Raw genomic sequence first — 26,813 nt, forward strand, 5'->3', positions numbered from 1 at the left:
TTGGGATTTTGCTATGCAGCTATCCTATTGATCCTTGCTTTCAAAGCTTGTTTTAATTCTTCTTGCCCTGTTGCTTTTCGTTCAAGTGCAGCAACAGCGTCTTCGTCCATCGTGCCTTCTGCTACTAACCGCATGATGACAACTCGGTTTTTCTGCCCTTGTCGATGTACCCTCGCATTGGCCTGTTCGTCCTCTTCGAGACTCCATATCTGGTCATACCAGACAACTGTTTGGCAATTTGATTCTTGGAGATTTAGGCCGTGACCAGCACTCTTCGGATGAAGCAGTAAAAGCGGAATCTCGTTGTTGTTCCATGCCCGTATGTCCTCGTTCCCTTCTTTGCCTTTCCCCAAGGTTCGCGCTTGTGGGAAACGCTGTTTGATTCTGTCAAGCGAGTGCTTGAAGTTGTAGAACACCATAACGGGCTTACCTTGCGCTGCCTCGATAATGTCCTCCAATGCGTCAAGCTTTGCATCATGTATCAATTTGACCCCTTTGTCCTCGTCATACACCGCGCCGGATGCCATTTGTAACAGCTTGTTTGAAAGCACGGCTGCAGTACTTGCTACCACATCAGCGTCAAGATACGGCAGAAGCAAATCACTTTCTAGCTTTTCATAAAGCTCCCTTGCTTTTCCTGAAAGCCTGATAGGTACTACTCTGTCGATCCGCTCTGGCAGCTCCAGCCAATCAGCCGCCTTCATGCTCACCGCAATATCTGAAATGGCTTCGTAAATACGTTGTTCGGCTTCTTTTTTCTGCTTCCACTCGTACACAACATGACCGCTTTTAGCTCCAGGTGTAAAATATCGATCCCGGTAGCCTGTGATTGTCTTTCCGAGACGTTCTCCCTGATCCAGCAAATAAATGGGTGCCCATAAATCCATCAAACTATTGGGTGCTGGTGTTCCAGTCAATCCGATTACTCGTTTCATCATCGGTCGGACTCGACGGAGAGCCCGGAAGCGCTTAGACTGAGAATTTTTAAAGCTGCTCAACTCGTCAATCACTACTGTGTCAAAATCCCATTTCGTCCCTAGTTCACTGACAAGCCACTCAACATTCTCCCGATTGATCACCCATATGTCAGCCTCAGCTTTCAGTGCTTTTCGTCTTGCAGACACACCGCCCAAAACTTTGCTAATTCGCAAGTGTTTCAAGTGATCCCACTTTTCTACCTCACGCGCCCAAGTGTCATCGGCAACCCGTAAAGGTGCGATCACCAGCACTCGGCCTGCCTCAAAGTAGTCGTTCAGAAGTAGGTCAATCGCGGTCAAGGTTGAGACTGTTTTCCCCAAGCCCATCTCTAACAGCAGGGCGATAAATGGCGTGTCCAGAATCCTTTGCGTAGCATAATCCTGATATTGGTGTGGCTTATACTTCACCCTGACTCACCTCTGCAATAAATTGATCAATGCCAGCATTGGAGTCAATTTTATAAACACTGTGCCCAAGTTTCCGTAATGTCTTTGCCCATTTCTCCTGTAGAGGCTTCAACGGCTTACCAGGTGCTTTCATCTCAACGTACACCGTTCTGCCGTTTGGCAAGATCACAAGGCGGTCAAGCACACCGCGATTTCCAGGCGATACCCATTTTGGCGCTTTCCCACCAATTCTCTCGACTTCACGAACCAGTCGTCGTTCCAAGGTTGATTCTCTCATTTTTGCCCCTCCTCTATCGGTTGCCGAATAGTCCTTCTTTCGCGCGTACTGCGTAAATGTGCGTTTAACTATATGTGCCGTGGTCGCTATATGGGTTAAATAAATATTTTTATTACTTCTAAGAATTTTACGGCAACCGTGGCAACCAATCTCCGTATCCCTTTATGCTGTAAGATTTCAGCGGTTGCCTTGCACTGGGCTGTTACGGCAACCTCGCGGCAACCACGGCAACCTTTCACGGCAACCACGGCAACCCCTCGGCAACCGTCACGGCAACCGCTCAAAAACCCTCTGAACGCCGTACTCAGCTATCTTTGCTTTCCCGTTTCGCTCAACCCATCCAGGAATGCGCCGCAGGATATCCATGATCTCTTTTCCTTCCCAAGGACGCATGTCGCCTCTCTTCTTACCCAGACATTCCGTCCATATCTGGGCCGCACAAACGCGCTGCCGTAGTTGGTCTGATGGCTCGTCCGCCCACTCATCCTCAATCGGTGTATCAAGCCATTCCTGAATAAGACCTTCCCGTGGATCACTCTCCATATGTGCAGCTTGCTGCTGTTCTGCCTCCTCGCGGGCTTCCTGATCCAGTTCCAAGGTTTCCCCCGCCTTGAACCAGCACAAAACCTCCGCCCAAATTTGGCTTACCATTTCCTCAGTTAAATGCGTCCAGTGGCTCAACTCTGCTCTTTCTGGCGCTACCTCGATCGGCCAAAAACGGCGGTTCCCTGTAGCGTCTCTCAAGAAATCACGGGTGTTCGTCGTTCCAAAAAATACGCACTTACGTGGGAATTCCGTCACCTGTCGGTCGTAGGCCACGCGGTAGCGGTCCTCTGTTTTGGATAAGAACGCTTTGACCTCCTCGACCTCGGTCTTCTTCATGGCAGACAACTCCCCAATCTCGAAGATCCAACCGCTCTGCAAGTGTTCACCAGCTTCCTTGTTTTCAAACGTCCGCAAGCTATCAGAGAACCATTCACGCCCAAGCTTTGCCAACAAGCTACTCTTGCCAGCCCCCTGCGGTCCCACTAGAACCAGCATCTGATCGAACTTGCAACCAGGACGGTACAAACGGGCTACAGCAGCAAGTAACATCTTTCTTGTCACCTGTCGAACGTAATGCGTATCAGGGGCACCCAAGTAAACGGTGAACAACCGTTCTGCACGCTCCACCCCATCCCACAGACCGCTCTCCAGATACGCTTTGATCGGGTGAAACGTGTTTTTATGGACGACTTCGGTAAACGCGTTTTGGATCACTTTTCCTGAACCGATTTCATGCACTTTAGCGAACCAGTGTTGCAGCCTTTTGTCATCTGCACCAAGCCAAGGTTCGTAAAGCCTCCCAGGTCGCTCAAGACCGCGCCAAGGTAGTGCCTTTCGAATTACTTCGGAATTTCCAAAAGCATCGTACGCTAAAACCTTTCGCCAAACGCCATGCGTCAGTATCAACTCAACATTGCCGGCAGTCGGTAGTGGCAATCCGCTTTTGTGATGGAGCTCCAGTTTCGTTTCCCAGTCGTCCTCTGGCTCTTCATCGTCTTCACCGTTGTCAAACTCGTCTGCCATGTCAGCAAACTCCGCTTGTCGCTCCTCAAAGCTCAGCTTTTTCACCTCTGGCCGATCAGCTGCCCAACGCTCCATTGCCAAATGACTCGGCTTTTTAGCGTCAGGCGTATGTTCTTTCACCCGATCATCCAAATGGCCAAACTTATGCACACGGACAAGATCAAAGAGGTTATATGTCCTACCGTCTGAAACTGGGTCGCTATCCTGATGGGAAAACGCCAACTCTTGATCCGGGTAAATCTCCAGCCCGTTTGCGGATGAACCGTGAGCGTATGTGTACCGATTTGCCATAGAGCCTGATTCGTAAACATCAGATAGAAACGTGTCAATGCCCTCCTCGATTCCGAATGCGCGGCAGAAAAGACCGATAATGCCTTGCTTTTCCCTCGGGTCTTGGGCTTTGGAAGCAGATATTCGGAGTGCCTTCTGCTCTTCTGGATGTCTTGGCCAACTCATCACGTCCTGCCAATCTTCATACTCAGACAAGACATCGTCGGCACTGATTGGATCACCTTCAAAGACTTCCATAAACGGCTCAGCGTCCTTGGAGCAGCTCGGCAAGAACATGAGCTGCTGAATACGGAATGTCGTCTTATCGAAATAATGCATACCAATCTGCTCTGCAATCTTCCTACTAATAGCCGTATATTCGTCTGGACTCACCGCTCGATCTATCGGAGCAATCAGGCGGTACTTCTGCTTATATGGACGGTGGCTATGTGTTGAGTAGACGACATAGGCTCGTCCACCCAACACAAGCTCGACAGCAAATAAGAAGTCATCGTTTGCATAGTCAGCATCCAATGTAATGAGGCAGCGCGTGTCGACGTTCTCTTTCTTACGGCGACCTCCCCGGATCAACCCACCGACAAAAGCTGGCCCATCTTTGGCTTTGCCTTGTGCAGGCAAACTCATTTTGTCGTACTGAGCCATCGTCTCAGACGTCCGGCGTACCTTCCGCAGACGGTCAACGAACTCTACCCACGTCAGGTACTCCGGCTTCCAGTTCGTGTCCGCACGATGCTTGCCGAATGATATATCAAGTTCGATATCGTGCATTGGAGGTTCACCCTTTCTTGTGGCTATCTGCCTATGAAGCCATCAACAGATATAGACAAATGAATTATTTTCCATACAATAGATTTGAGGTGACAAATATGTCTGAAGAAACTAAACCAAAAAGGAAATGGCCCACTACTAAAGATTTTATCTACTTACAAATTTTTTCTGTTATCTTGATTGTGTTCTTACTTGTTAATGGGATTCCTAATCCAGAAGTCTTGTCTGAAAAACTTGTTCTTGGTGCTGCACTTTTCTCAATACTATTAGCTGGGGTAGCAATCATAATTCCGTTTATCCAATCTAACGAAACCTCACGCCAGAGCTTCCAAATGCTTTCAGAAGTAAGTAAATTAACATCTGAATTTAGTAAGTTAACGAGTGATATTGCAATTCTCAAGGAGATTAGAGCAGACGTTAGTCAAGACATTGAAGGAGTAATTAGTAAAGTACTAGATGTACCTCAACCAGACCAGAACCCACAAAGTTTAGAACAATTAAAAAAACAAAACGAAGAATTTGTCCAAGCAATGAACGAATTAAAAGAACACGTCAGTAATCTTAATAAGCAAAACATCATAAACGAAGATATGGAACCGTTCAAATTTAAGGGAGTAACCCCTTCAAAAAATTATTTTTTGAATCATAAAACAGGGGCAGGTAAAACCCATTTCCTCTTTTTGCATGACAAAGATAAGGAGGAATAACCTCTTTAATCTTCCTCAAAAGACCTACTAGCCCTTTTGATTCCAAATTCCTTTTCAAAGGTAGTCAACAATCTTACTTTCCTTAAAAGCTCTCATTAATTACCCGTATACCATATAAAATTGGTAAAGCTTGAAGAGGATCGACTGCATTTCCCAGAGCTTTCAACCGAGCCGCCCGGTTCTTGACGCCAATTGCAACCCGTGGCGGCTCCCAGGCGTGCTGCTCCTGCCCCATCAATGCGGGTTGCGGATATGAGGAAATGAAATTGATCAGAGCGTCCAGCAGATTCATTCCAATTCCGTCCACCCAATCGGAAAGTTCATAAGGGCTTCCACCCATTCCGGGTTGAGTTGCCCTGTTTGTCCTTCCCTCATGACTGCACCCGGGATAGTATCCCGATTCGCTTGAGAGGGTGGAAGCGTAGCGTTCTTGGCATCCTGCGCTGCTGGAGTCGGGCACAACTTTACACTCGTTGCCAAGTCTATGCTGTGACTCTTGCCCCCTTTGATTTCTCGCCTGCCCGTCTCCGTCAGTACTATATTTTCTCTGGCAGTTATCTCCGATGCTGTAGGAGTTGGCCAAATCCCCTTTTTCCAATTCGCAATATCCGTCCGCAAACTCTTCCCCTGACCACCTCCGTGACTCCCCACTGCGTCCGCTGCACTCGGTGTACCCCAAAATGAATATTCGGTATCTCCGGTGCGAGGCACCGACACCGCAAGCTGGAATAATAATTGAGATGGCTCGATACCCGATGTTTTCAAGGTCTTTCCTGATTGTTTCGAGGACCATTTCCGCTTCTTCGCATATTGTTGTTTCCTCTTCCATGACAAACTCCCAATCGGACTGAGCCATAGAGACGAGTCCATCAACATTTTCAGCAAGTACCCAAGTGGGTCTGACTTCTCCAATGATTCGGCACATTTCCGGCCAGAGGTAGCGGTCATCTCCCGTACCTTGGCGCTTTCCCGCATGGCTAAAAGGTTGACATGGGAAGCCACCTGCAATGATGTCAATGTCTGTGATACCGTCATTCTCCAATACCTCCCGCGTTAGTTGAAACACATCTTCGTATATAGGTCTACCAGGAAAACGGCGGCGCAGAACACCTTGGGCAAATGGCTCCTTCTCACAAAAGGCAACGGTTTCTATACCCGCCCATTCTGCCGCCAAGCTTATGCCACCGATCCCCGCAAATAAGTCAAGTTGCTTCACCTAATCAACCCCTTTTCGATAAACCTAGACAAAATATTGCAGTACATGTAAATTTTTATAGTGAGGAGGGTATAAATAATAAGCCATTATGAAAAGAACACGATATTCATTCTTTGCACAACAATAGTAGGCACTCAAATCTTTTATATTTTTTGGCTTTTTAAGGACGTCGGCGAGTTACTTTTGAACCTCGTTTTGGGGGTGTTGGTCGGCCCAATACTTGGTTACTTTCTCGGTAAATACGTCACAGTTTACTACCGAAAAAAAGACCGAATTTCCCGATTATCCCATTCACTTTATGGTCTTCAAATTTACATAAAGAAAATAGGTATTCGATTGGACAATTTACTATCTGCGGTTAATAGCCCTGGGCAGCCAAATCTAGCATCATCACTTGAAAAACTCCATGATTTGCTACTTGACGAACCATATGGTGTGTTTCTTGATTTAGGTGGGGACGACTTGGAACCCTTTGCAAAAAAAGCTAGAATCCAAGCCTGCATGATAATTGCTGAGATTGAAGACTCCATTATCTACACCAATTCTGTTCCGACTATCCAGCAGATCATTCTTTGGAAGCGCGATATTTTCCACGCAAGGGCAGAGTTGTTAAAAAGCAGAAACATGTTAAATTAGCATCGCTAATCCCTCTGTTATAATTCACGCTTAAAACCAGTAGCTCATCAGGATATACCTCGACGTGACGGATTAAGAAATCACCGAACTTAATTTATGCATCATCCTTGCTCCCGTTCATTTCGGTACTTATTTTTGAAATTGCATCTGATAGCATGGGTCCCCCTTCTATTGACGGCATTATTCGACAATTTCGATGTACTCTTATACCTACAATTGGTATAATGTTCCTAATTCGTTGATAGATAGGAGACTCTCAAATGACCGTTGAGAAAAAGAAAATTCAAGTTGGGCTAGTTATGCCTATTGCAATGATTGATAACTGCGGACCTGAACACTGGCTTGAAGTAAAATCGATCATTACTGAGGCCCTTTCAAATCATGAAAAATACCAGTTTGAAACTAAGTTGGTTAGCGAGTCTGACAGTGTTGGGCTTATTCACAAAAGGATTGTTCAGGGACTCCATAATTCCGATATTGTAATCTGTGATGTGAGCTGCAAGAACCCAAATGTCATGTTTGAATTAGGAATGCGTCTTGCATTTGACAAACCGACAATCATCATTAAGGATGACAAAACAAACTACACTTTCGACGCTGGCGGAATCGAGCACGTCGAATATCCGCGAGACCTTAGATTTACAAAGGTTGTTGAGTTTAAAAACACTCTTCTCAGGAAAACCATCGCAACATTGGAAGACTCTTTAAGAGATCCGAATCATTCACCTTTTCTTAAAAGTTTCGGTCAATTTAAAGTCGCTAAACTGGATGAAACAGAAGTAATGCCGATTGACTTAATTATTGATAAGTTAAACGAAATGCAATCTGATGTTGCCTCCTTAAAATCTTCGCAAGCTTATAACCGAAATAAGGATACCCATCAAATAACTCCACCTGTGCGATTCAGGCTAAAGAAAGAGATTATCAATGCGATTGAAGTTGGTGTTATTAATTACTTGCAGCGTTTAGAGCCTGGTACCCGTCCCAATCAAAAAGATTTATCTACAGATATTGTTCTCCATCTAGTAGAGGACCCAAAAATTGCTCAAGTCCAAACCACTACAATTCAAGACTGTGTCATAGAAATTCTTAACAATATTGGGTATACTGCCTAATCCTTTTGATAAAATTCGCACTCAAATCCAGCAGCGGACAGTGGCAAACCGGGAGCCCATCGAATGGGCCTCCCCATTACTGCTGTTACATGCTCTACTGATCCGGTGCCTATCGGCACATCTAAAACAACCTCGTCATGTACGTGCATGACTATCTTGTATCCCTCATTGTCCAGCCGCATTAGACTCTCAGCCAAGCAGTCCCGCGCAATCGCTTGGACTAGGTTCTCCACCAATCTCCCCCCATACGTCCGATGGGACATCCACTTCTTTTTGACCTGATCCATCCCGTCAAATACCAGCCCGTACTTGTTAAATTTAGGATCAGGTTTAATTCGTGGATTCACGTATGCAAGGCTTCGACCACTAGGTAAATCTGCAAACAACATGCCTGCTGCGTATCGGTACTGTACCCCATGCGCTAGTTTGACAGTCGTCTTCTCGCGCACTGCTGTTACTGCTGCATCCTCTGCGGCATACCACAACTTGACGATGTTCGGATTGGCTTTTCGCCACTGCTTAACGAGTCGTGGGTAGTCATCAGGATCAATCTCTTTCTTCTTGTCCATGTTCTCCATGGCTCCTGGACCGCCTTGGAATCCACACGCTAAGACAGCCACTTTCCCAGGCGCACGATATCGGTAATTTCCGTGCCCTTTTACTATCGTTTCAAGTGGAACACCGAACATGTTTGCTGCGGTAGCCTCGTAAATCTTTCCATGGCCCTTGAATACGTCGAGCACCCAATGTTCGTCCGCTAACCACGCGATAACGCGGGCTTCAATCGCTGCGAAGTCTGAAACAATAAATCGGCTGCCTTCCGAAGGGATAAACGCTGTACGGATCAACTGACTAAGTACAAATGGTGGGGCTCCAAACAAAATTTCAAGTAAATCAAAGTCACCACTCAACAGAGTCTCTCTAGCAAGAGCCAAGTCCTCAATTTTGTTTTGCGGGAGGTTTTGCACCTGTATGAGCCTACCAGCCCAGCGCCATGTCCGGTTTGCACCGCAATACTGGAGGAGCCCGCGTGCGCGATCATCTGAGCAAATAGAACGCTGCATGGCATGATACTTGTCCACGCTGGTTTTACTCATTTCCTGTCGAAGCTCCAGCATCCGACGAGTCTCATCATCCGGCGCGGTATCCAGAAGGACAGGTATGTACTCCTTCGCTAATCCGTCAGGTGTTTCAAGCCCTCGATCAGCCAACCACTCCTTGACCTGCGCCAAGCTGTTTGGATTCTCCAGCCCTGTCAGCTCTCGCGCCTCGTCCAACAATCGTGCTTCGTATTGCTCGTCGCAACTGATAGCCTGCTGGACCAATTCCCGATCAAGTCGAGTGCCACGGTCGTTAATCTCCTGATCTAAAGCCCAAAGTTGCCATTCGTGAGCTGGAACAGGGAAGCGCTCCAGTTTACGCCTCACTTCTCGCTCTACAACAACGTCCTGTTGGTTATAAGCTTTGTAGTCCTCCCATTTTTCAGGATCGTGATGTGGATAGTTTCGTGTACGCTGTCCATTCGTTTGCGTTGGTTTGCATGGTACTGAGAAATACTTGATCAAAGCTTTGCCTTTTGCATCCTTTTTAGCATCCAGCTTTAACACTGATGCTACCCCGTCTAAGTCGCCAGGCAATCCGAGTGTGAGCGCATGTACTGCTGTGCATCGCCACTGGCGCGGGTCGCAGGTAATACCGAACTGCTTTGTTATACACGTCCGTTCAAATCCAGCATTGAAAGCTGTCTTGATGACATTTGGGTTAGTCAGATCGTGCAGGACTTCAACTGGCACATCTTCAAAGGCAGTCAGGTCAACAACTGTAACCGGATCGTCTCCATAGGCGTATCCAAAAAGCAGGATTTCAAAATCAGGAGCTTCAACATATCGATAAACACCTGATTTCTTTAGGTCAACAGATGAAAAAGTTTCAAGGTCAATCTGGAGAACTGTCATATACTACAGACCTCACTTCTTGTTGTAGTACCGGATCTTGAGCCGACCAATGTACAGCTCTGCAAACCCTGAGTGTAAGTACAAGCCTCTTTTCCCCAACGTGTTACTTCGAAGAAACTGAATGGAAATGGTGCTATTCCACTTCGTTCCGAAGAATCGGATTGTATATTGTTCAGGTTGAACTACAGCAGCCGCAAGCCTTTTGAATATATTCAAAGCGCCTTACCTCCCGAATTTTTATATAGGAAAGGGGACCCATCACTGAATCCCCTGTTCGGTTAGTTCATGAAATCTTCATCGTCTCCATCAAGGTCGATATCGAAGTCCTCTTCGGCAAAGTCATCATTCAGACTTGCACGGCCACCCAAGAACTCACCATCTTGTACTTTCACTACATTGTTCAGTCCAGCAGCGACACCACGATTGCCTTTCGAGTCAAATGGATAGAAGTTCAGACTTACTTTTGCGTAGCAGCCACTATATACCTCAGTGGTGTCTGTGATCTCCTGGAACTTGGTTTTTCCGTTTCCATCTTTGCCGATCGGCTTGGCGATCCCTGGCTTGTTCTTGCTTGTCGCGTTCAGGAAGTAGTGACCAGCGTAAGCCTCATCGTCTGGTCGCTCTTCGTCACCATCGCGCAAAGGCGTTTTGCAGTTTGCAGGAATCTTGCCACCCCATTTGCTTTTGCCTTGCTCTTTCGCAGCATCAACCGCAGCCTTGATCTTTCGAAGTGTTTCCTTGTCAGACTTAGGAATCAGAATGGCAGTGCTGTATTTCTCGTCGCCCCCATCGATGGATTGCGGTTCAAAGATATGCGTGTACGAGAGACGTACCTTTCCTGTGATTACCTTTGTTGTTGTGTTGTCGATTGTCATATGAATATCGCTCCTTTGATTTTGTTGAATTGGCTTAATTTTCTTGATCTCAAATCGCCATTTGTAAGCGTCCTTACCGATTTTCTCGAATAGTTCCTTCCGTGCGAGCTGCTTTGTCGGAGCCTTAATCCCGAAACAAAACCGCTTTGACCAAGTACTATAGACTCCCCACTGCTCAGGCAAATTCTTCATTTGCGAAATCCCCATCTATACTGTTCAATTCAGGACGCTTGTCCGTTTCAGGGACGAGAACGGGTTTGCCTTGTGGCTTGATGATCAGGTCACCTAATATAGAAGCAAGCTCTTTCTTGCCGATCCGCTTTTCCAGCTCCCCAATACCCAGCAACTCACGAGGTTTCAGATATTTGTCTTGATCAATGCCAGCCTCTTGAAGATCCTTCCAAGCCACGTCTTTATTCAAAATCGCTCGATTACTTCTACCCTCGACTAGCTTCCATTGGGGAATCTTCTTGCCCGCCTTCGCCTGTTCAAATGCGTACTCCTCGACATCCTTGGCCCATGCTTTGAGCTGTTCAGCTACAAACAAGATTGAACCGATTTCCTCGTTGTCCAGCAGCGCTGGGTCCTTAAATTCGTGGGCAAGAGCCTTCATATTTTCGTCTGCCCTGGCGCGGCAATTGGCTTTCACCTTGCACCACCGGCAATGTTCGCCTGCTTTGTACTCGCCTTCTCCGGCATCTGCGAGGGCTGCAGCAGGCTTCACGACAGACTCTGCCCATTCGATCAATTCATCTATTGACATCGTATCGCTACTGACGCTATCGAGCCTTGGCTGTACGATAGTCATGCGAACTTCTTGAATGTCATAAAGGTAGCTGTAAGCTGACCAAGCACCGAGGGCATAGAGCCGAATCTGAGGATTGCCAACAGCGCTTACCGGTACGCCCTTACCATATTTCAAGTCGATTACTTCCAAGACACCATCTGAGATGAGAACAACGTCGCCCGTCCCGTAGCCATCTGGCACCCATTCGGAATAATCAAGGCGCTCCTCCAGCAACACCATCGCGGCACTTGATCGAGACTTTGCTTCCATGAAACGTTCATTCACAATGTCTACGTAATCCTGGACAGCGTTCTCCATCTCAGGACCGTAGTATGGGTTGGTGGACATGAACAACTGTAGGGCATCAGCCAAGCGCTTACGCTCTTTGGAGTTACACGGATATAGACTACGGCGAAGCAGTATCTCTGAAAGCTCATGAGCTGCCGTTCCCTCATTTGCATATTCGCTACGGCTTTCTGGAATGTGTTCGGTTAGTCGGGCACTCGGGGGGCAGTTAATCCACCTACTTGCCCCCGATGCACTCAGTAGGGCATGTGCCCGTTCAGCGTGCGCCTGTGTCATAGCAGGTCCAATTCAGCCATGAACTCAGCCCGTTTATCCTCTGGAACATTAGAAATATTTTTACTCTCAAACCTATCCAAGAGCGCCCTGACCGCTTTTTTGCCCTCTGGTGTTGTGCCGACCTGTTGCGCCTTTGCTAAAAGCTCAGAGGCACTAGGGACGTCCTGGCCTCCGCCTTCACCATCTTCGAAGCCCTTACTTGAATCCTCATTAGCTTTTTTGTCTTCCACCTCATCTTCTGCTTTTGAATCAGACTCGGACGCTTGCTGCTTGTCCGGTTTAGAAGTAGAGCGACTGCCGCGTTTCGGTTTTTCGCCATTTTCTTTATTAGTAGGCAACTGGATACCCGTGCCGTCAGTTACGAAACCTACAATGCCAGCCAAACCAACAATAGCCTCCTGCAATTCACCTGGGTTGGCAGCTTCGATATTCAAAGTGATGTTCATAAATAGCCTCCTTGTTTTTGGGCCTCCATCGATATACAATGGTGGCAATCGAATTATGCTTTGCTTTGGACTCAGCGTTGCCGCGCTGGGTCTTTTACTTTTTACGGGGCATCCCATCACCCTTTCTTTCTACCAAGGCCGCCGACAGCCCAACCTCTCTGCCAGCCGTACAGCTCCGATGACTGATCCCGTTGGGACCTTGCTTATGTATTACATGGAGGTTCGAACCTCCGTGCAACCGACGATTTCCAATCAGCTGCACGCAGGGCCGAAGCCCGCGTTTCATTATCTTTTTTTGTCCCACTCTTCCACGTTACTCTCTAAGAAAAAGGAGTGTAGCCCTGTGGAAAGGTCGTTTTATTATGTCGTTACGTGGTCTGAAGCGAACGCGCTGGTTAGAGAACTATCTGATCGCTTTATTCCGTTCGTACTCGTTCAATCAAAGAAGTTAAATATTGCGCCGAATCACATCGCGATCGTTTTTCCGTCGCTCCCTGTTCGAGTTTATGCTGTAGTCCGAGAACTCTTTGGAGGGGACGGACAAGCATATCCAGAATGAACAGTTTGTTGTGAAGGTGCATTGAAACCAATTTCTGTAACATTCGTATTTAAATACAAGATGAGTAATTGGGGTGTGAAGCCATTGGAACTAATAATCTTTGTGTTTGAATTTATTGGTAACCTCGTAGGATTGATTCTTGGTAAAGAAGATCCGCATTAAGGGACGCTTTTAACTTGATTGAGCTTTTGTCTCCTGATTTGGACAGCCACGACGTATCACAGTGGTTGTCCACGCTCAACTGTGGTAGGATAGGACTATTGAAATTTGTTTGTGTGTTGAATTGGTCACTGTTGCGAGCAGTGGCCTTTTCGTTTTCTCTGGCAGCTGCCATTTCCTTTTCCAGCTCGTTTACTTCATTCACGATCCACCAGTCCCACGTGCCATCAGCTGGCTTATTTCGCAGAGAACGGTAGATTCTCCAAAGCTCTGCTATTCGGTTAATTGCAGAATCAAAGTCGTACATCATACCCCTCACCATCCAAATACCGCGTATACTTTCTAACATCTGAAACACCTACGCAATGAACACTAAGACCAAACCCATCGATCTTACCGATTGGCGATTGATGACAGAACTGATGAACAGTGTGCAAGCTTACTGTGTCTCCAATTACTACGTGGCGGGAATAAACATCTCCCGACGCGCTCATGGTCGTGTCGCTCAAAATTGAAGCCTGTAAGCCCATTGCAGTCCTCTCATTGAGTATTTTGGTGACTTCCATTTCCAGCTCTGTAAAAACAGGTGTAAATTCGCCCATGACTTTTGTCCCTCCGATCAGGATATTCATTTGTAGGATTTTCCATCCTTCTGTCGAATTTGGAAGCTGTCCAAACTTACCAAAATCTCACAGGAAGGAGGTTTTCCATTGCAGTTAATCCAATTGCTTCGAACTTTGCCCATAACTCCGTTTGAAGACTATGGAAGTGTGATTTCATTTGCTGATATTGTTAATGCCTGCTCAATTTATGGTCAGCATAATAGCAATATTATTGAGATCAAACTGAAAGAGTTAGAGAAACAAGGTAAACTTGCAGTAGTTTATATGAAAGACCCTGGATTTGAGGAACTGATTGTTGGTGTTAAACTCACTTGATTCGATTGGCTATTCTGTTAGCGACGATGATTCTCAGGTACTCAACAATTTCTTTGATATCATTCAGAGGCTTGTCCCTGATCAGTTGATACAAATTCATCGCAACATCAATGTTTGATTTTGATGTCTCTACAACCACCGTGTCCGCGGTGGTTTCTTTTTGCTCACTCATCCCCACTTACCTCCTCTAAGGCTTGTCTACTATCAATCAATGCCTTGGCTGTTCATACAGCCACTTAATCAAAAATTCTCTTGTCTCTCTTGCAGGGAAGTACCACTTCCCGCCGACTTTAAATTTGGGGAATCTTGGATCAAAGAAAACTTTATCCTGTATGGTGTTCCAGCACATACACGTACGTTTTTTAAGCTCTGTCGTGTCCCAAAACACTTTTTCTGCATCTACCTCTTTTACCAGTTCATTTACCCGTTCACGACACATGTCCATAACTTCTTGCTCATCAATATTTACGGTCACAAGTTTTCGCATTTAGTTCTCTCCTCCCTAGCATTTGGTACGGATTCTAAACTCCCATCGCAATATTTGACTGATTTATCCATACCAGCCAGATTCGAGTTTTTCTTATACAAGTCATCAATCGGCGTCCCTAACAGTCGAGATAGTGTAGGCATCTTGAATGCTGGCAGCTTCCGTCTACCCTTCTCAACGTGCTGGTATCCATATCTCGTCTTATATCCAAGTGCGAGTGAAAGCTCTTCTATAGCTATTTTTTTGTTGAGCCTAATTTGCTTTATCTTCTCTAAGTCTAGTTCGTCTAGTTTCACCTTCTATCACCTCCTGATGCCAATTTGGAATCTGTTTTTATAGTATAAAATGCCAATATGGCATTAATCAACTATAAAATTCCAAATTGGCATTTTTTGTTTTACTTCATTAGAGTGATTTGTTATAATACGTTCCATAGTGGCACGTATCGTACGGAGGGATATATAAATGTATGGTCAGCGCATAAAAGAAGCTCGTTTGGCTATGGGGATGAGTAGAAAGGACCTTGCTGAAAAGTTGGGCGTAAATGAGACTACAATTACTCGATACGAAAACGAAAAAAGGAAGCCTGATCCTGAGACATTGACTTCCCTGTCGGAAATACTTAAAGTGACTACAGATTACTTGCTGGGTATTGATGAGTCAGAGAAAGCTCAGGAAGAAGACGAGAATCTACAAGAGCTGATCGACTTCTACGGTACTTTGTCTGCACAAGAACGTGAAGATTTTGTAAAGCACATGATGTTTATCAAGAACGGTATAAAAGCCGCTCGGTCTAAGTGACCTGGCGGCTTTTTTTGTATGTATCTATTATTTCTCTGATCTCTACTAGGCTACAGTCTCTTGCTATTTCACGAAACAGTTCTATTACTTCAGGCGGCATTTGAACTGTTCCTTGATTTTCTTTTGATGAATTAAGTTCTACCATTATCTCATCCCCCGAAAAGTCATCCTGATGGTAATTCCTAATGTTCATCAGACATGTTCAAATATAGTGGCACAAGTCTATCATACATAAAATACCCATTAGTAATTAAATTACAATTTTGGGTATCAAATCTAAAAAACGACAATTATCGACATTTTATACTTATTGTGGTACTATATGATTAATATATAATGACTTAAAAGAGGTGGAAAAAATGAAACGTACATTCCTTACACTAGCTATGATTTTATCTATTCTTTCGGTAGCAACAGGGGTATCAGCGGACAATGGAGGTGGATGGTCTGCGAAGGAGAATTATGGTACAAAAAAAGGCAACTTGAAACCACAACCTCCAATTATGTATACACTCGACAATGGAGGCGGATGGTAAAGATTTAGCACGACAATAAAAAAGAAGGCAAAGGTTATCGATACCTTTTCGCCTTCTTTTTTTATCTTTTAAATTCACACAATTATTCAACACATGCAGCAAATATTTTGCTGTTTTTAAAAATAATATCGGCACACTCATTGACTTGATTTGTGAGACGCAGTTTTTTAGCCGTAGCTAAACTCTCTAAAAGAAGATCCATGGCTTCTGTATATCTATTGTCATGAAAGTATAGTTCAGCAATATAACATTTAACCCGAATTGATTTCTTGGAATGGTATGGGTCTCTTTTTTCAAATAAACATTTAAGTTCTTGAGGGAATAATGATAGTACCCATGCCATATCCTGATAGTTTTTTTGATCGTGAAACGCCTTTAGGACATGGTCAAGATTATTAGGTGCATCTTCCCGGTATTTTTTCATAAACTCAATCAGTTCGTATGTTTTATCATATTTTCCTGCTTCTATTGCAGTTAAGCATGCGTTCATATCAGCCCATCTACTTATTTGGCTATCCCCAAGTTCTCTGCATTTTTCTTCAGTTTCTGTAGCTTCAGAAAAGAGCCCCTTTTTCCTATACGCAAAGCCTAAGTGAGCCATAAATTTAGCATACAGACGTGCATTTTCCTTCTTTGTCATTTCAAGCATACCACATACTTCATTACCGTATTTTATTAGATGATCCCATTTATCTAACACATAAAAAACGGCTGTGATATTCACGTAGGCTTCAAATAATAGATCGTCAGGCAATGACCTAACATGTTCACCTAGCTTTGTTGCTGCCTCAAATGCATAGTCCATGTCCCAATCTCGCACAATCATAAAACGCCGATAATAGCTTAATGCAAGGCACTCTGCCAGGCGGTTTCGCTCATTATCAATTACCATATCGTAAAAGTATAGAGCATCATTAGGAAGTCCAAGTTTCTCTAAATCTATTCCAGCAGCAACCAAGATGTCTAACTGTTTGCCACTCTCTAGCAAAAGATCAGTCATCCCAGTGGTGTACTCATTAAGTTTTTCTACTTTGGTATAGATTAGAAATTCCTTAATCCTTTGGGGTTTGTCTCTTGGAGCATCCCAGCAGTCACGCAAAAAGTCCTTTAGAAAGTAATCCTTTGGAAACCCTAACATTTCTGAAACATCTACAAGAGCATGTATCTCAAATGGCCTTGCTCCAGCTACCCATCGACAAAAGTCTTTATAATTGACACCGATATTCGCAGCAATATGCTGTTTTTTTAATCCACTATGTTCGATTGCATCTTGGACTCTCTCTGCTATTACACGATTTCGAACAGCCATTCAAATCACTTCTCCCCGTTGAGAAGCAAAAAGATCCATTCCTAATGATGGCAACAGGTTTCCCATATTCACTTTTCCGACCCCTTCTTTGCAGTATCCTGTTGGCTTTTTGCTCTTACCAGTTTTTAGATTCCTTGTTAACAAAAGTAAAATTCACCCAATTAGTATAACATTTTTCTTAATAAAAATTTATTGCTTACACAACTTTATTTTTTAGGATCACGTCCAAATCGCTGCGTACTCCTCAACCCTTTTCTCTTCAATCCGTTTCATCGTCCCATAGAAGCATTTCAAGAATCGATCAAGTTCCCATTCGCGTTTATCCCTCTTGTATTCGTTCTTGGTGTACTCCCAGGCATCTGCAGCAATTGGTAGAACGTTTTCGTTACGAGTCCACCCAGTAACGTTTTTAAACATCACCACCTTGCTCCAGAACTGCTTGATCACTCTTCCACATGAAAATCCCTGCTGGATCAGCTTAGCGAAATCTCTCGGGATGTAAGAAGGAACTACAGAGTTGTCTTTCGCGAGGTGCGTTCCATTTACGTTATTTTTCTTAGTTTCTTTTGGTCTTTTTGGAGTATTAAAAACCCCTGTATTAGCTTCCTGCTTGGTAGCCTCAACCTTTGATTTTTCAGGCGTTTCAGGCTTGTCCAACCCCGTCAGCTCAACCCCGTCATTCAAGGGTAAAAAATAGTAAATGTTTGCTCCTTGGAGCCCCGTTTTTCTGGAAGTAGAGATTCGCTTTATAATCCCTTCCTGCTCCAACTTCCTAATCGCCCTTTCCACACTTGCCCGGCTTACTTTTGTTAATGCCATGATTGTTTCGATCTTTAGGTATGCGACTCCTAAAACTTTCATCGATCGTAACCTTAATACATCTAGAACACACAAAGTTGATGGAGTAAGCTTGTTTCTTAATTTCCTAACCCGTTCGTTGATAGACTGCCTTAGCTCCCCTTTTGAAGCAAAATAACTAAATGGCTGCATTTCTAAAAGCATGCTCTTATCCATTCGGATATCTCCTTTATATCTAATAGATATCCAAAGTATATACACAGATGCAAACTATTGCAATACTATATTAAAATGTTTATACTTTGGATAGGAGGTGAATATCATGTCATCAGAAACTACCAAAGCACTTATAACAATGCCTGTTGAATTGAAAAAGAAGCTGGAAGAAGAAGCGAAAAATGAAAACAGAAGCTTGAGCAATTACATTGTTACTTTGCTTCAAAAAAGACATAAATAAAAAAGACGCACCCAATCGGATGCGCTTTTTTTACATTCAAAATTATAAGGAGAAAACGTTATGGCTAGTTTCAGGAAGCGGGGAAAAAAATGGGAGTATCGATTAAAGTACACTGATCCTTTCACTCAGGAATACAAAGAAAAAACAAAAGGAGGTTTCGCAACTAAGAAAGAAGCACAAATCGCTGCAACTGAATTTGAAAACAGCTTATTGGAGGGATACGAGCAAAAGGATCTACCACTCCAAGATTTTCTTATGATTTGGTTAGATGAGTATAAAAAAGACACTGTGCGTAAAAATACCTTTAAATTGCACAGCAGGAACATTACAAATCATATTGTTCCTTATTTTAAAAAAATCATGTTACAAGATTTAAAACCGATTATGTATCAAAAATTCATTAATGACCTCGCAGAAGATAATGACTACAGTAGGCGAACTATTGAATTGATCCACTCAACTCTAAACAATGCAATGGAAAAAGCATTAACACTGAATAAGATCGAAAAGAACCCCTGCAACGGTGTTACCATCAAGGGGCGCGAAGAAAATAAGACCGGTATAAAATTCATGGAAACAAGTGACATTCCCCGATTTTTACAAGCGGTACACCTTTACGGCTATATCTATTGGCTATATTTTAAAGTGCTAATTGAAACTGGTATGCGCAAAGGTGAAGCAGGAGCTTTACAGTGGACGGACATAGATTTTAAGAATATGACGATAAGCATTAGCAAAACACTGGACTTTCAAGCAAAAGACAAAAGTGAGCTATTTGGCGATACAAAAACTTACAACTCAACTAGGGTCATTCGTATGAGCAAAACATTAGCTGATGATCTAAAGCAACATATGAAGTATCAAAACCAGAAAAAACTGGCTTTAAACGAACTTTACCACCACGATCTAAATCTCGTTTTAACTAGAGACGATGGTAATTATGTCCCAAAATCGTCACTCTTTAATGCTTTCTCCCGTACTCTCAAAAGATTAGACATTCCCTCAATCCCTATTCACTCTCTCAGGCACACTCACGCAGTTCTATTATTGGAAACTGGAACTGATATGAAATACATCCAAGAACGATTAGGTCACGGCAGTATCCAGATCACTTCGGATGTTTATGCCCACATCTCAAAGAAAATTGAATTAGATAACATGGACAAGTTTGAAAGCTACATGGAAAGTGTGTACTCAGAAAAAAATAGTGGGCAAATCGTGGGCAAAAATGTTAAACCTCTTAAAAAATCAAAATTGCCCACCAAATAGAAAAACCCCTCGCACCTACAGGCACAAGGGGTTTCGCTTATTAGTAAGCAGTCATGTATTGCTCGCGCTCCCAATCGTGAACGCGTGTGCGGAACATATCCCACTCAATTTCTTTCGCTTCAATAAAGTGTACCAATGCATGCTCGCCCAATGCTTCACAAATCACCGGATCTGCTTTCAGGCACTCGATTGCTTCCTTCAGTGTAGCAGGCAAGTTCTCGATACCGTTGGCTTCGCGGTCTTGCTCGGTCATGACGTAGATGTTGCGGTCGATAGCAGGTGGTGGTGTAAGCTTGTTTTTGATTCCGTCCAAACCAGCTTTCAGCATCACTGCCAACGCCAAGTATGGGTTCGTTGCAGGGTCTGGGCTGCGTACTTCAATACGCGTGCTCAAGCCTCTGGAAGCAGGGATACGGATCAATGGAGAGCGGTTTTTCGCAGACCAAGCTACATAGCAAGGAGCCTCGTAACCAGGAACCAAACGCTTGTAGGAGTTTACGAGCGGGTTCGTGATCGCAGTAAAGCTGCGCGCATGCTGCAAAATACCTGCCAGGTAATGCTTCGCTGTTTGGCTCAGTCCCATTACATCGGACTCGTCATAGAAAGCATTTTCTTTCCCACGGAACAGCGATTGGTTCGCGTGCATACCGGAACCAGCTACACCGTACAGCGGTTTTGGCATGAAGGTCGCATGCAGACCATGCTTTTGCGCGATGGTTTTAACAACCAGTTTGAACGTCAAGATTTGATCAGCTGCTTGGAGTGCATTTGCATACTTGAAGTCGATTTCGTGTTGACCAGGAGCTACCTCGTGGTGAGATGCTTCCACTTCAAAGCCCATTTTTTCCAGCGTCAATACAATATCACGGCGGCAGTTTTCACCGGAGTCGAGTGGAGCAAAGTCGAAGTATCCGCCTTGGTCATTCAGATCCAGCGTAGGCTCACCTTTTGCATCCAGCTTGAACAGGAAAAACTCAGGCTCTGGACCTACGTTGAAAGCTGTGAAGCCCATTTCTTCGGCTTCTTTCAAGGCACGCTTCAGGATGTAGCGCGGGTCTCCTTCGAATGGAGAGCCATCTGGCATGTGGATATCACAGATCAGACGTGCAATTTTACCAAACTCATTGCCCCACGGGAATACTACCCATGTATCCAGATCAGGCACCAGGTACATGTCGGACTCCTCGATGCGAACGAAGCCTTCGATGGAAGAACCATCAAACATCATTTTGCCATCGAGTGCTTTTGGCAATTGGGACAGCGGGATTTCTACGTTTTTAATGATCCCCATCAGGTCGGTAAACTGCAGTCGAATATACCTTACGTCCTCTTCTTTGGCCATGCGCATGATGTCTTCTCTTGTAAACTTGCTCACATTTCTCTCCTCCAGTCTCTATTTCGGCTTTCTATCTAGTGGAAGAAGCGGGAAAGCTCTCCACGTATCAATGCACCCTCACCATGGCGAGTGGCATCGCGATACATAATCTGCTGCCTTAGGAGCTGATGCAGCTCTTTGTCGGACATGTCCTTGCGTTTCTCTTCGGACGTGGTGGTAATCTCTGTTTGTTCCATAGCAGGCTCTTGCATTTGCAGGACTTGCTTGATCCCTGCAATATTCAGTCCTTTTTCAATCAGAGCCTTGATCTCCAACAAGCGATCTACGTCGTTGAAAGAAAAGAGCCTCTGCTTCCCTTCTGTGCGGGCGGGCTGAATCAGGTCGTTTTGTTCGTAATAACGGATTTGCCTCGCAGTGAGATCCGTCAGTTTCATGACGATCCCAATGGGAAAGAGGGCCATATTCCGGCGAAGGTCATCACTCATGACTTGTCCCTCCTGTTTCGTATTTCTTAGTCTTATTCTATTTTATAACAAAATCCCTGTCAATAGATGTTAGATAATATTACACAGAAAGTTATGTACAGTTTTTTTACATGAAAAACGACATCCTCCATCATCCAGAGAATGCCGTCCATTCCTTGCGCTTTTATCCTATTCACCCGGTATTTCGAGTAAGCCTTTTTCCAGCATCCCATTCAACGCTGTCAAAATCCCCACTTTTACGTGCGAATACGTCAAACCGCCTTGAACGAAGCCCAAGTAAGGTGGACGAATCGGACCATCTGCCGAGAATTCGATACTCGCCCCTTGAATAAACGTACCGGCTGCCATAATCACAGGATCAGCGTACCCAGGCATTTCGCTTGGATACGGAGTAACGTGTGAATCGACTGGTGCTGCTTTTTGAATCCCTTGGCAAAACGTGATCAGTCGTTCAGCACTGCCGAATTCCACGGATTGAATCAGGTCGGTTCGCGGCTCATGCCACAGTGGATTTGTTTTGAAGCCCAAACGCTCCAGCATTGCCGAAGAGAATACCGCTCCCTTGAGAGCTTCTCCCACGACGTGTGGAGCCAAGAAAAAGCCTTGGTACATCTCCAGTAGCGAGTAGAGCGATGCACCGCCCTCTGCGCCAATTCCAGGTGCTGCCATCCGATACGAAGCAAGCTGAACCAAATCCTCGCGTCCTACTATATAACCGCCTGTTTTGACCAAGCCGCCACCCGGGTTTTTGATGAGAGAGCCAGCCATGATGTCTGCACCTACGTGCAATGGCTCTTGCTCCTCCGTGAACTCTCCGTAGCAGTTGTCTACAAATACGATCAGATCAGGCTTGATCTCTTTTACAACCCGAATCATCTCTTGGATTTTCGCGATGGTGAAAGAAGGACGGTCTGCATAGCCTCGCGAACGTTGAATCCCAATGACCTTTGTCTTAGGCGTAATCGCTTGTGCAACTGCCACAAAATCAATTTCACCTTCTGGCGTCAAAGGCACGTAGCTATAACCGATGCCGTAATCCTTGAGCGAACCTTGCCCTTCGCCGCGCACACCTACTACCTCTTCAAGCGTATCGTACGGTTTGCCCGTAATATAGAGAAGATCGTCGCCCGGACGAAGAATGCCAAACAAAGAAATCGCAATCGCATGTGTACCCGAGATGATATGGTTGCGCACCAAAGCCGCTTCTCCACCGAATACTTCGGCGTAAATCGATTCTAACGTTGCCCGTCCAGAATCATCGTAGCCATATCCTGTGGATGTTGAAAAATGAAATTCATTGACCTCGTGCTTTTGGAAGGAACGCAATACTTTCAGTTGATTCGTATCCACCAAAGCGGAAATTTGACGAAGTCTCTCTGAGATCGTCGCTTCCACCTCCATCACGAGGGGACGAAGCTTTTCTCCATGGGAAAAATATGAAAACATCTGTTACTTACCAACTCTCTTCAACAGTCTCTGGTTTATCCAGGAGGAAAGGAACAATCTTTCCGTATATCGGATTTTCCTTGTTCACACGGACGGTGATCAAGTAGGCCGCTTCCTCTTCATTAAACTCTTGTTCCATCTCTACCCCATCCCGATGCAGGAGGGAGAGAATATCTCCGCGCTCGACAGGAACGCGCAGCTTCATTTCATTAAAGGATTGCAGTGCAAATGACTCAATCCGGGTGAGCAGTTGCTTCAGGTCATCATCCCGCATGGCAGAAATTAAAATCGATTCGTCTGCACGCGGCAAATAAGAGCCTTCTGCAAGCATGTCTGCCTTGTTGAAAACGACTAGCTGCGGAATTTCTTCTGCTTTTAGCTCGCGCAAGATCTTGTCTACGACTTCCATGTGTACTTGGAAATCAGGGTGATGACTATCCACCACATGCAGGATGAGGTCTGCTTCCTTTACACCTTCCAGCGTCGAACGGAATGCAGCAACCAGACTCGTTGGCAAGTCTTGAATAAAGCCAACCGTATCCGTCAATAGCACATCCAGTCCGCTCGGCAACTCCAATTGCCTGGTCGTCGGGTCCAAAGTGGCAAACAGTTTGTCTTCCTGCAGCGTGTTTGCATTCGTAAGCTTGTTGAGGATCGTCGACTTCCCGGCGTTTGTATAACCGACCAACGCAATCTGGAACACGTTGTTTTTCTTCCGACGCTCCCGATGCAATTGTCTCGTCCGAACAGTATCTTCTAATTGCTGCTTAAGTTCACTGATGCGCTTGCGTATATGACGGCGGTCACTTTCCAGCTTGGTTTCACCTGGACCGCGCGTACCGATACCGCCTCCAAGACGGGAAAGCTGTTTCCCTTGCCCGGCAAGCCGCGGCAGCAAGTAGTTGTACTGCGCCAGCTCTACCTGGATTTTCCCTTCACGCGACTGTGCACGTCCTGCGAAAATATCCAAAATGAGCTGCGTGCGATCAATCACTTTGCAATCAAACACTTTATCCAAATTACGAGTCTGACTCGGAGACAACTCATCATTGAAAATGATGACGTCCACATCAAGCTCTTCAGCCCTCTGCGCGATTTCATCAATTTTTCCAGTCCCCAAATACCAGGCAGAATCAACCCTGTCCCGATTTTGCGTGATGACGTCCAGTACTTCTACACCAGCAGTATCAGCCAGCTCATGCAACTCTTCCATGGAAAGACGGGTTCTTTCTTCATCCCGGTTATCTAAATAGCAACCAACCAGTATGGCTGTTTCTTGCGTTTTGATCAGATCGTTCACCGATTCACGCCCCTTCATGACTATCATACCACATTTTGCCCAAAACGTTACGGCAGTGCGGCATGCCAACTGAAATCAACATATGTCATGGGTTACCTGCCGCTTTCTCTGAGAAAATCTCCTTGACGAAAAGCGGAATCACTTTGCTAATTGCTTTGCGAAGTTCCTTGTCATCATATCCATCAGGCAAGGTATCCGCCTCTTCCTTGAGGGGATCTTCATGAATGCGTAAATTCAGATTTTTCAGGATAATTCCCATGTCTTTTACGCCAAAGGTCTCTTCCGGTACACCTTCATCAATCAATTTGTAGGTTTGGTAAAGTCCTTTATTTTGGAAGATTATATCATATTGTAGAATTTTGAACGGCATTCCTTGATGAAAACAGAACGACCATCACTCTTCGCTAACGGAGTAATGGTCGTTTATCTACTGATGCCGTTTATGTGAAATCTTCTGTCTTTCACAACAACCCCTTCAATGACTTGTCCTATTCAATCTCTCGCGTAAAAATTGGCAGGTTTTCCGATGTTCCTGAGTATACTTTCTGTATGAAGGTCAAGGCAGGTGAAACATGTGAAGCAAGCAGGAGCTATTCCTCAAACGGAGGTGCTCGAATCTTCAAGTAGTAATAATCGAATTCAAGTTGTATTCAATCGACCAGTAAGTGTTAAGCAGTTAAATACTTTACCTGAAATAGTGCGCACCACGTCGAGTTCAAATTTAACAACCGTTTTTGAAGAATTAGAAAGTCTGATTGGCTTACATGAAGCCAAGAAAACGATTTATGAAATTTATGCGCTCATCAAAATGAATAAAGCAAGGGAACGACACGGACTTAAAGTTGAGAAGCAAGTATTCCATATGGTTTTTAAAGGAAATCCCGGTACTGGGAAAACAACAATTGCACGCCTTTTCGGAAAGATTTTTAAGGAAATGGGTGTTTTAACGAAGGGCCATCTAACTGAAGTTGAACGTGCAGATCTCGTTGGTGAATTCATTGGGCACACGGCACAAAAGACTCGTGATCTTGTTAAGAAAGCCATGGGAGGAATCCTGTTTATCGATGAGGCTTACTCATTAGCTCGCGGCGGTGAAAAAGATTTTGGAAAAGAGGCTGTCGATTGCCTTACAAAATGCCTTGAGGACTTTGGCAATGATTTCGTCTGTATAATTGCCGGGTACAATGATGAAATCGATACATTTCTTGAGTTAAATCCGGGACTGCCTTCCCGTTTTCCCGTCCACATCAACTTTGCTGATTATGAGGTGGATGAGTTGATGGAAATTGCAAATGTAATGGCAAAGAACAAGGAGTATAGAATCTCTGCTGAAGCAAGTGAAAAACTGAGAAGAAGACTGATAACAGTGACGAGTGATCCGTTTCAAGTAAATTTCAGTAATGCAAGATATGTACGAAATAATATTGAAAAGGCAATACGTGTGCAAGCGGTTAGATTGCTGAAAATTCCTGACCCAACCCGTGATGATTTAATGAATTTGAAGTCTGAGGATTTTTCCATTTAGAAACAATAAAATCCCTCATCATATTGAGGGATTCTACTTTTTCAACCTGAGCCTGTCCAAAGCGAAGCAGAGCACCACGATTCCAAGCAGTGATCCAGAGAGAAACGGGACGACTTGCTGCATAGGATGGACGAAGGGTGAAATTCCTTTTACCACGAATGCGTGCAAAAAGACCGTCACGATACCAAACAACCCTACACCAAACCAGAACAACCATTTTTCCAAGACAGGTACTTGTCTCATGACGATCTGTCTGTTTTTCCGCGCCCTTTGTCCAATAACATACAAAATGGCCAACCCGCCGAGAAGGGTACTACCATGCTGCAGCAGTTTGTAAACTGGGACTTGATAATGAGCGATTGAGAGGGATTGTTGCAAGAACAAAAAGTGGTCAACCATACGACCACCGTCATGGGTGAAGGCATCCCATGCGATATGACTCAGACTACCGAGTATCGCGGAGTATATAAATACAATTGCTGTTCGCCACGCTGGCATTCCGCTCCCATTGTTTGTGTAGTCGAGCCCTCGTCCCATCCACTCCGGCAAACATGCAAGCAACGGGTTTTTGACCACGTGCTGGTACAAAAACGCCAATAGGATCGCGATTGGCAAATCAACCAGCCACAATCCGGGCATGGTGTGACTGTACACACTGAATGGCTGCATCCGGAAGAAATACTCAAAATCGGGTGCGATACTGCCGAAAACGAGGGCAGAGAACGAAAACCACTTGCATTTGCGTAACGGTAGAACAATAGCCGGATGAGCAAAAGTAAAAGGCATGCGCTTACTCCCT

General features: G+C 44.9%; 31 protein-coding genes. 9 read left to right on the forward strand and 22 right to left on the reverse strand.

The genetic code is table 11. From position 1 onward, the window contains the following. Positions 1–11 precede the first annotated feature (11 nt). The 3 genes from M3630_RS03285 to M3630_RS03295 form a co-directional block, all read right to left on the reverse strand. Complete coding sequence (locus tag M3630_RS03285) at positions 12–1,385, reverse strand: DEAD/DEAH box helicase (RefSeq protein WP_251251224.1); 1,374 nt, start codon at positions 1,383–1,385, stop codon at positions 12–14. After that, positions 1,375–1,662, reverse strand: coding sequence for a VRR-NUC domain-containing protein (locus M3630_RS03290; RefSeq protein WP_251251225.1), 288 nt, complete (start codon positions 1,660–1,662; stop codon positions 1,375–1,377). Before M3630_RS03290 ends, M3630_RS03285 begins: the two co-directional genes overlap by 11 nt. A gap of 267 nt (positions 1,663–1,929) precedes the next feature. Beyond that, on the reverse strand, positions 1,930–4,290 hold the full coding sequence (locus M3630_RS03295) for a virulence-associated E family protein (protein WP_251251226.1): 2,361 nt from the start codon (positions 4,288–4,290) through the stop codon (positions 1,930–1,932). Between the two features lie 98 nt (positions 4,291–4,388). Between M3630_RS03295 and M3630_RS03300 the strand changes: the two genes are divergently transcribed. Further along, positions 4,389–4,997 (forward strand): hypothetical protein, encoded by a 609-nt coding sequence (locus M3630_RS03300; RefSeq protein WP_251251227.1) that lies wholly within the window; start codon positions 4,389–4,391, stop codon positions 4,995–4,997. An 82-nt stretch (positions 4,998–5,079) separates the two neighbouring features. Here the strand turns inward: M3630_RS03300 and M3630_RS03305 are convergent, their stop codons facing one another. After that, positions 5,080–6,213 carry a DNA cytosine methyltransferase gene (locus M3630_RS03305; RefSeq protein WP_251251228.1) on the reverse strand — a complete coding sequence of 378 codons (1,134 nt, stop codon included), beginning with the start codon at positions 6,211–6,213 and terminating at the stop codon, positions 5,080–5,082. 183 nt (positions 6,214–6,396) lie between these two features. Here M3630_RS03305 and M3630_RS03310 point away from each other — a divergent pair, with 183 nt between their 5' ends. Together M3630_RS03310 and M3630_RS03315 are read left to right on the forward strand one after the other, a co-directional pair. Further along, positions 6,397–6,849, forward strand: a complete 453-nt coding sequence (locus tag M3630_RS03310; RefSeq protein ID WP_251251229.1) for a hypothetical protein — start codon at positions 6,397–6,399, stop codon at positions 6,847–6,849. A 260-nt stretch (positions 6,850–7,109) separates the two neighbouring features. Beyond that, the gene (locus tag M3630_RS03315) at positions 7,110–7,964 is read left to right on the forward strand and encodes a hypothetical protein (protein WP_251251230.1); all 855 of its coding nucleotides are present in this window, start codon (positions 7,110–7,112) and stop codon (positions 7,962–7,964) included. Here the strand turns inward: M3630_RS03315 and M3630_RS03320 are convergent. The 4 genes from M3630_RS03320 to M3630_RS03335 form a co-directional block, all read right to left on the reverse strand. Next, positions 7,961–9,919, reverse strand: coding sequence for a DNA polymerase (locus tag M3630_RS03320; protein WP_251251231.1), 1,959 nt, complete (start codon positions 9,917–9,919; stop codon positions 7,961–7,963). The genes M3630_RS03315 and M3630_RS03320 overlap by 4 nt on opposite strands. 278 nt (positions 9,920–10,197) lie before the next feature. Next, positions 10,198–10,794, reverse strand: a complete 597-nt coding sequence (locus M3630_RS03325) for a DUF2815 family protein (protein ID WP_251251327.1) — start codon at positions 10,792–10,794, stop codon at positions 10,198–10,200. Between the two features lie 175 nt (positions 10,795–10,969). After that, positions 10,970–12,163: a DUF2800 domain-containing protein gene (locus M3630_RS03330; RefSeq protein ID WP_251251232.1), complete on the reverse strand. Its 1,194-nt coding sequence runs from the start codon at positions 12,161–12,163 to the stop codon at positions 10,970–10,972. Then, positions 12,160–12,609, reverse strand: a complete 450-nt coding sequence (locus M3630_RS03335) for a hypothetical protein (protein WP_251251233.1) — start codon at positions 12,607–12,609, stop codon at positions 12,160–12,162. The genes M3630_RS03330 and M3630_RS03335 overlap by 4 nt, the downstream gene beginning before the upstream one ends. 55 nt (positions 12,610–12,664) lie before the next feature. On the opposite strand from M3630_RS03335, the gene M3630_RS03340 reads away from it, so the two are divergent. Next, a complete protein-coding gene (locus M3630_RS03340; protein ID WP_251251234.1) occupies positions 12,665–13,168 on the forward strand; it encodes a hypothetical protein in 504 nt (167 codons plus the stop codon). 112 nt (positions 13,169–13,280) lie between these two features. Here the strand turns inward: M3630_RS03340 and M3630_RS03345 are convergent, their stop codons facing one another. Together M3630_RS03345 and M3630_RS03350 are read right to left on the reverse strand one after the other, a co-directional pair. Further along, a complete protein-coding gene (locus M3630_RS03345; protein WP_251251235.1) occupies positions 13,281–13,637 on the reverse strand; it encodes a hypothetical protein in 357 nt (118 codons plus the stop codon). Next, the gene (locus M3630_RS03350; protein ID WP_251251236.1) at positions 13,621–13,959 is read right to left on the reverse strand and encodes a hypothetical protein; all 339 of its coding nucleotides are present in this window, start codon (positions 13,957–13,959) and stop codon (positions 13,621–13,623) included. The genes M3630_RS03345 and M3630_RS03350 overlap by 17 nt, the downstream gene beginning before the upstream one ends. Before the next feature lie 78 nt (positions 13,960–14,037). Between M3630_RS03350 and M3630_RS03355 the strand changes: the two genes are divergently transcribed. Beyond that, entirely contained in the window at positions 14,038–14,265 is a 228-nt protein-coding gene (locus M3630_RS03355; RefSeq protein ID WP_251251237.1) for a hypothetical protein, read from the forward strand. Here M3630_RS03355 and M3630_RS03360 read toward each other — a convergent pair. The 3 genes from M3630_RS03360 to M3630_RS03370 are packed head-to-tail and all read right to left on the reverse strand — an operon-like array spanning position 14,258 to position 15,048. Next, positions 14,258–14,437 carry a hypothetical protein gene (locus tag M3630_RS03360; protein WP_251251238.1) on the reverse strand — a complete coding sequence of 60 codons (180 nt, stop codon included), beginning with the start codon at positions 14,435–14,437 and terminating at the stop codon, positions 14,258–14,260. The genes M3630_RS03355 and M3630_RS03360 overlap by 8 nt on opposite strands. Before the next feature lie 36 nt (positions 14,438–14,473). Then, entirely contained in the window at positions 14,474–14,752 is a 279-nt protein-coding gene (locus tag M3630_RS03365; RefSeq protein ID WP_251251239.1) for a DUF771 domain-containing protein, read from the reverse strand. After that, on the reverse strand, positions 14,737–15,048 hold the full coding sequence (locus M3630_RS03370; protein ID WP_251251240.1) for a helix-turn-helix domain-containing protein: 312 nt from the start codon (positions 15,046–15,048) through the stop codon (positions 14,737–14,739). The genes M3630_RS03365 and M3630_RS03370 overlap by 16 nt, the downstream gene beginning before the upstream one ends. A 169-nt stretch (positions 15,049–15,217) precedes the next feature. Here M3630_RS03370 and M3630_RS03375 point away from each other — a divergent pair, with 169 nt between their 5' ends. Further along, the gene (locus M3630_RS03375; RefSeq protein ID WP_251251241.1) at positions 15,218–15,553 is read left to right on the forward strand and encodes a helix-turn-helix domain-containing protein; all 336 of its coding nucleotides are present in this window, start codon (positions 15,218–15,220) and stop codon (positions 15,551–15,553) included. On the opposite strand, the gene M3630_RS03380 is transcribed toward M3630_RS03375, so the two are convergent. The 3 genes from M3630_RS03380 to M3630_RS03390 form a co-directional block, all read right to left on the reverse strand. Next, positions 15,546–15,698, reverse strand: a complete 153-nt coding sequence (locus M3630_RS03380; RefSeq protein ID WP_251251242.1) for a hypothetical protein — start codon at positions 15,696–15,698, stop codon at positions 15,546–15,548. The two genes, M3630_RS03375 and M3630_RS03380, sit on opposite strands and share 8 nt — an antisense overlap. Positions 15,699–16,171: 473 nt before the next feature. Then, positions 16,172–17,398 carry a transcriptional regulator gene (locus M3630_RS03385; protein ID WP_251251243.1) on the reverse strand — a complete coding sequence of 409 codons (1,227 nt, stop codon included), beginning with the start codon at positions 17,396–17,398 and terminating at the stop codon, positions 16,172–16,174. 219 nt (positions 17,399–17,617) lie between these two features. Then, the gene (locus M3630_RS03390) at positions 17,618–18,412 is read right to left on the reverse strand and encodes a helix-turn-helix domain-containing protein (protein WP_251251244.1); all 795 of its coding nucleotides are present in this window, start codon (positions 18,410–18,412) and stop codon (positions 17,618–17,620) included. A 106-nt stretch (positions 18,413–18,518) separates the two neighbouring features. Here M3630_RS03390 and M3630_RS03395 point away from each other — a divergent pair, with 106 nt between their 5' ends. Then, positions 18,519–18,653, forward strand: a complete 135-nt coding sequence (locus M3630_RS03395; protein ID WP_251251245.1) for a ribbon-helix-helix domain-containing protein — start codon at positions 18,519–18,521, stop codon at positions 18,651–18,653. 60 nt (positions 18,654–18,713) lie between these two features. Beyond that, the gene (locus M3630_RS03400; RefSeq protein ID WP_251251246.1) at positions 18,714–19,922 is read left to right on the forward strand and encodes a site-specific integrase; all 1,209 of its coding nucleotides are present in this window, start codon (positions 18,714–18,716) and stop codon (positions 19,920–19,922) included. A gap of 40 nt (positions 19,923–19,962) precedes the next feature. Here M3630_RS03400 and glnA read toward each other — a convergent pair whose 3' ends face one another. The 5 genes from glnA to M3630_RS03425 form a co-directional block, all read right to left on the reverse strand. Continuing rightward, positions 19,963–21,297, reverse strand: a complete 1,335-nt coding sequence (gene glnA, locus M3630_RS03405) for a type I glutamate--ammonia ligase (protein WP_047067708.1) — start codon at positions 21,295–21,297, stop codon at positions 19,963–19,965. A gap of 35 nt (positions 21,298–21,332) precedes the next feature. Next, complete coding sequence (locus tag M3630_RS03410) at positions 21,333–21,743, reverse strand: MerR family transcriptional regulator (protein WP_015891641.1); 411 nt, start codon at positions 21,741–21,743, stop codon at positions 21,333–21,335. A 168-nt stretch (positions 21,744–21,911) separates the two neighbouring features. Next, positions 21,912–23,189 (reverse strand): methionine gamma-lyase family protein, encoded by a 1,278-nt coding sequence (locus tag M3630_RS03415; protein ID WP_251251247.1) that lies wholly within the window; start codon positions 23,187–23,189, stop codon positions 21,912–21,914. 7 nt (positions 23,190–23,196) lie between these two features. Then, positions 23,197–24,489 (reverse strand): GTPase HflX, encoded by a 1,293-nt coding sequence (gene hflX / locus M3630_RS03420; RefSeq protein WP_251251248.1) that lies wholly within the window; start codon positions 24,487–24,489, stop codon positions 23,197–23,199. 85 nt (positions 24,490–24,574) lie between these two features. After that, entirely contained in the window at positions 24,575–24,748 is a 174-nt protein-coding gene (locus tag M3630_RS03425) for a hypothetical protein (protein WP_251251249.1), read from the reverse strand. A gap of 315 nt (positions 24,749–25,063) precedes the next feature. Between M3630_RS03425 and M3630_RS03430 the strand changes: the two genes are divergently transcribed. Beyond that, entirely contained in the window at positions 25,064–26,014 is a 951-nt protein-coding gene (locus M3630_RS03430) for an AAA family ATPase (protein ID WP_173607937.1), read from the forward strand. A gap of 33 nt (positions 26,015–26,047) precedes the next feature. Here the strand turns inward: M3630_RS03430 and M3630_RS03435 are convergent, their stop codons facing one another. After that, positions 26,048–26,800: a DUF4184 family protein gene (locus M3630_RS03435; protein ID WP_251251250.1), complete on the reverse strand. Its 753-nt coding sequence runs from the start codon at positions 26,798–26,800 to the stop codon at positions 26,048–26,050. Positions 26,801–26,813: the final 13 nt, after the last annotated feature.

Source organism: Brevibacillus sp. MER 51 (assembly GCF_023714195.1).
Lineage (GTDB): Bacteria > Bacillota > Bacilli > Brevibacillales > Brevibacillaceae > Brevibacillus.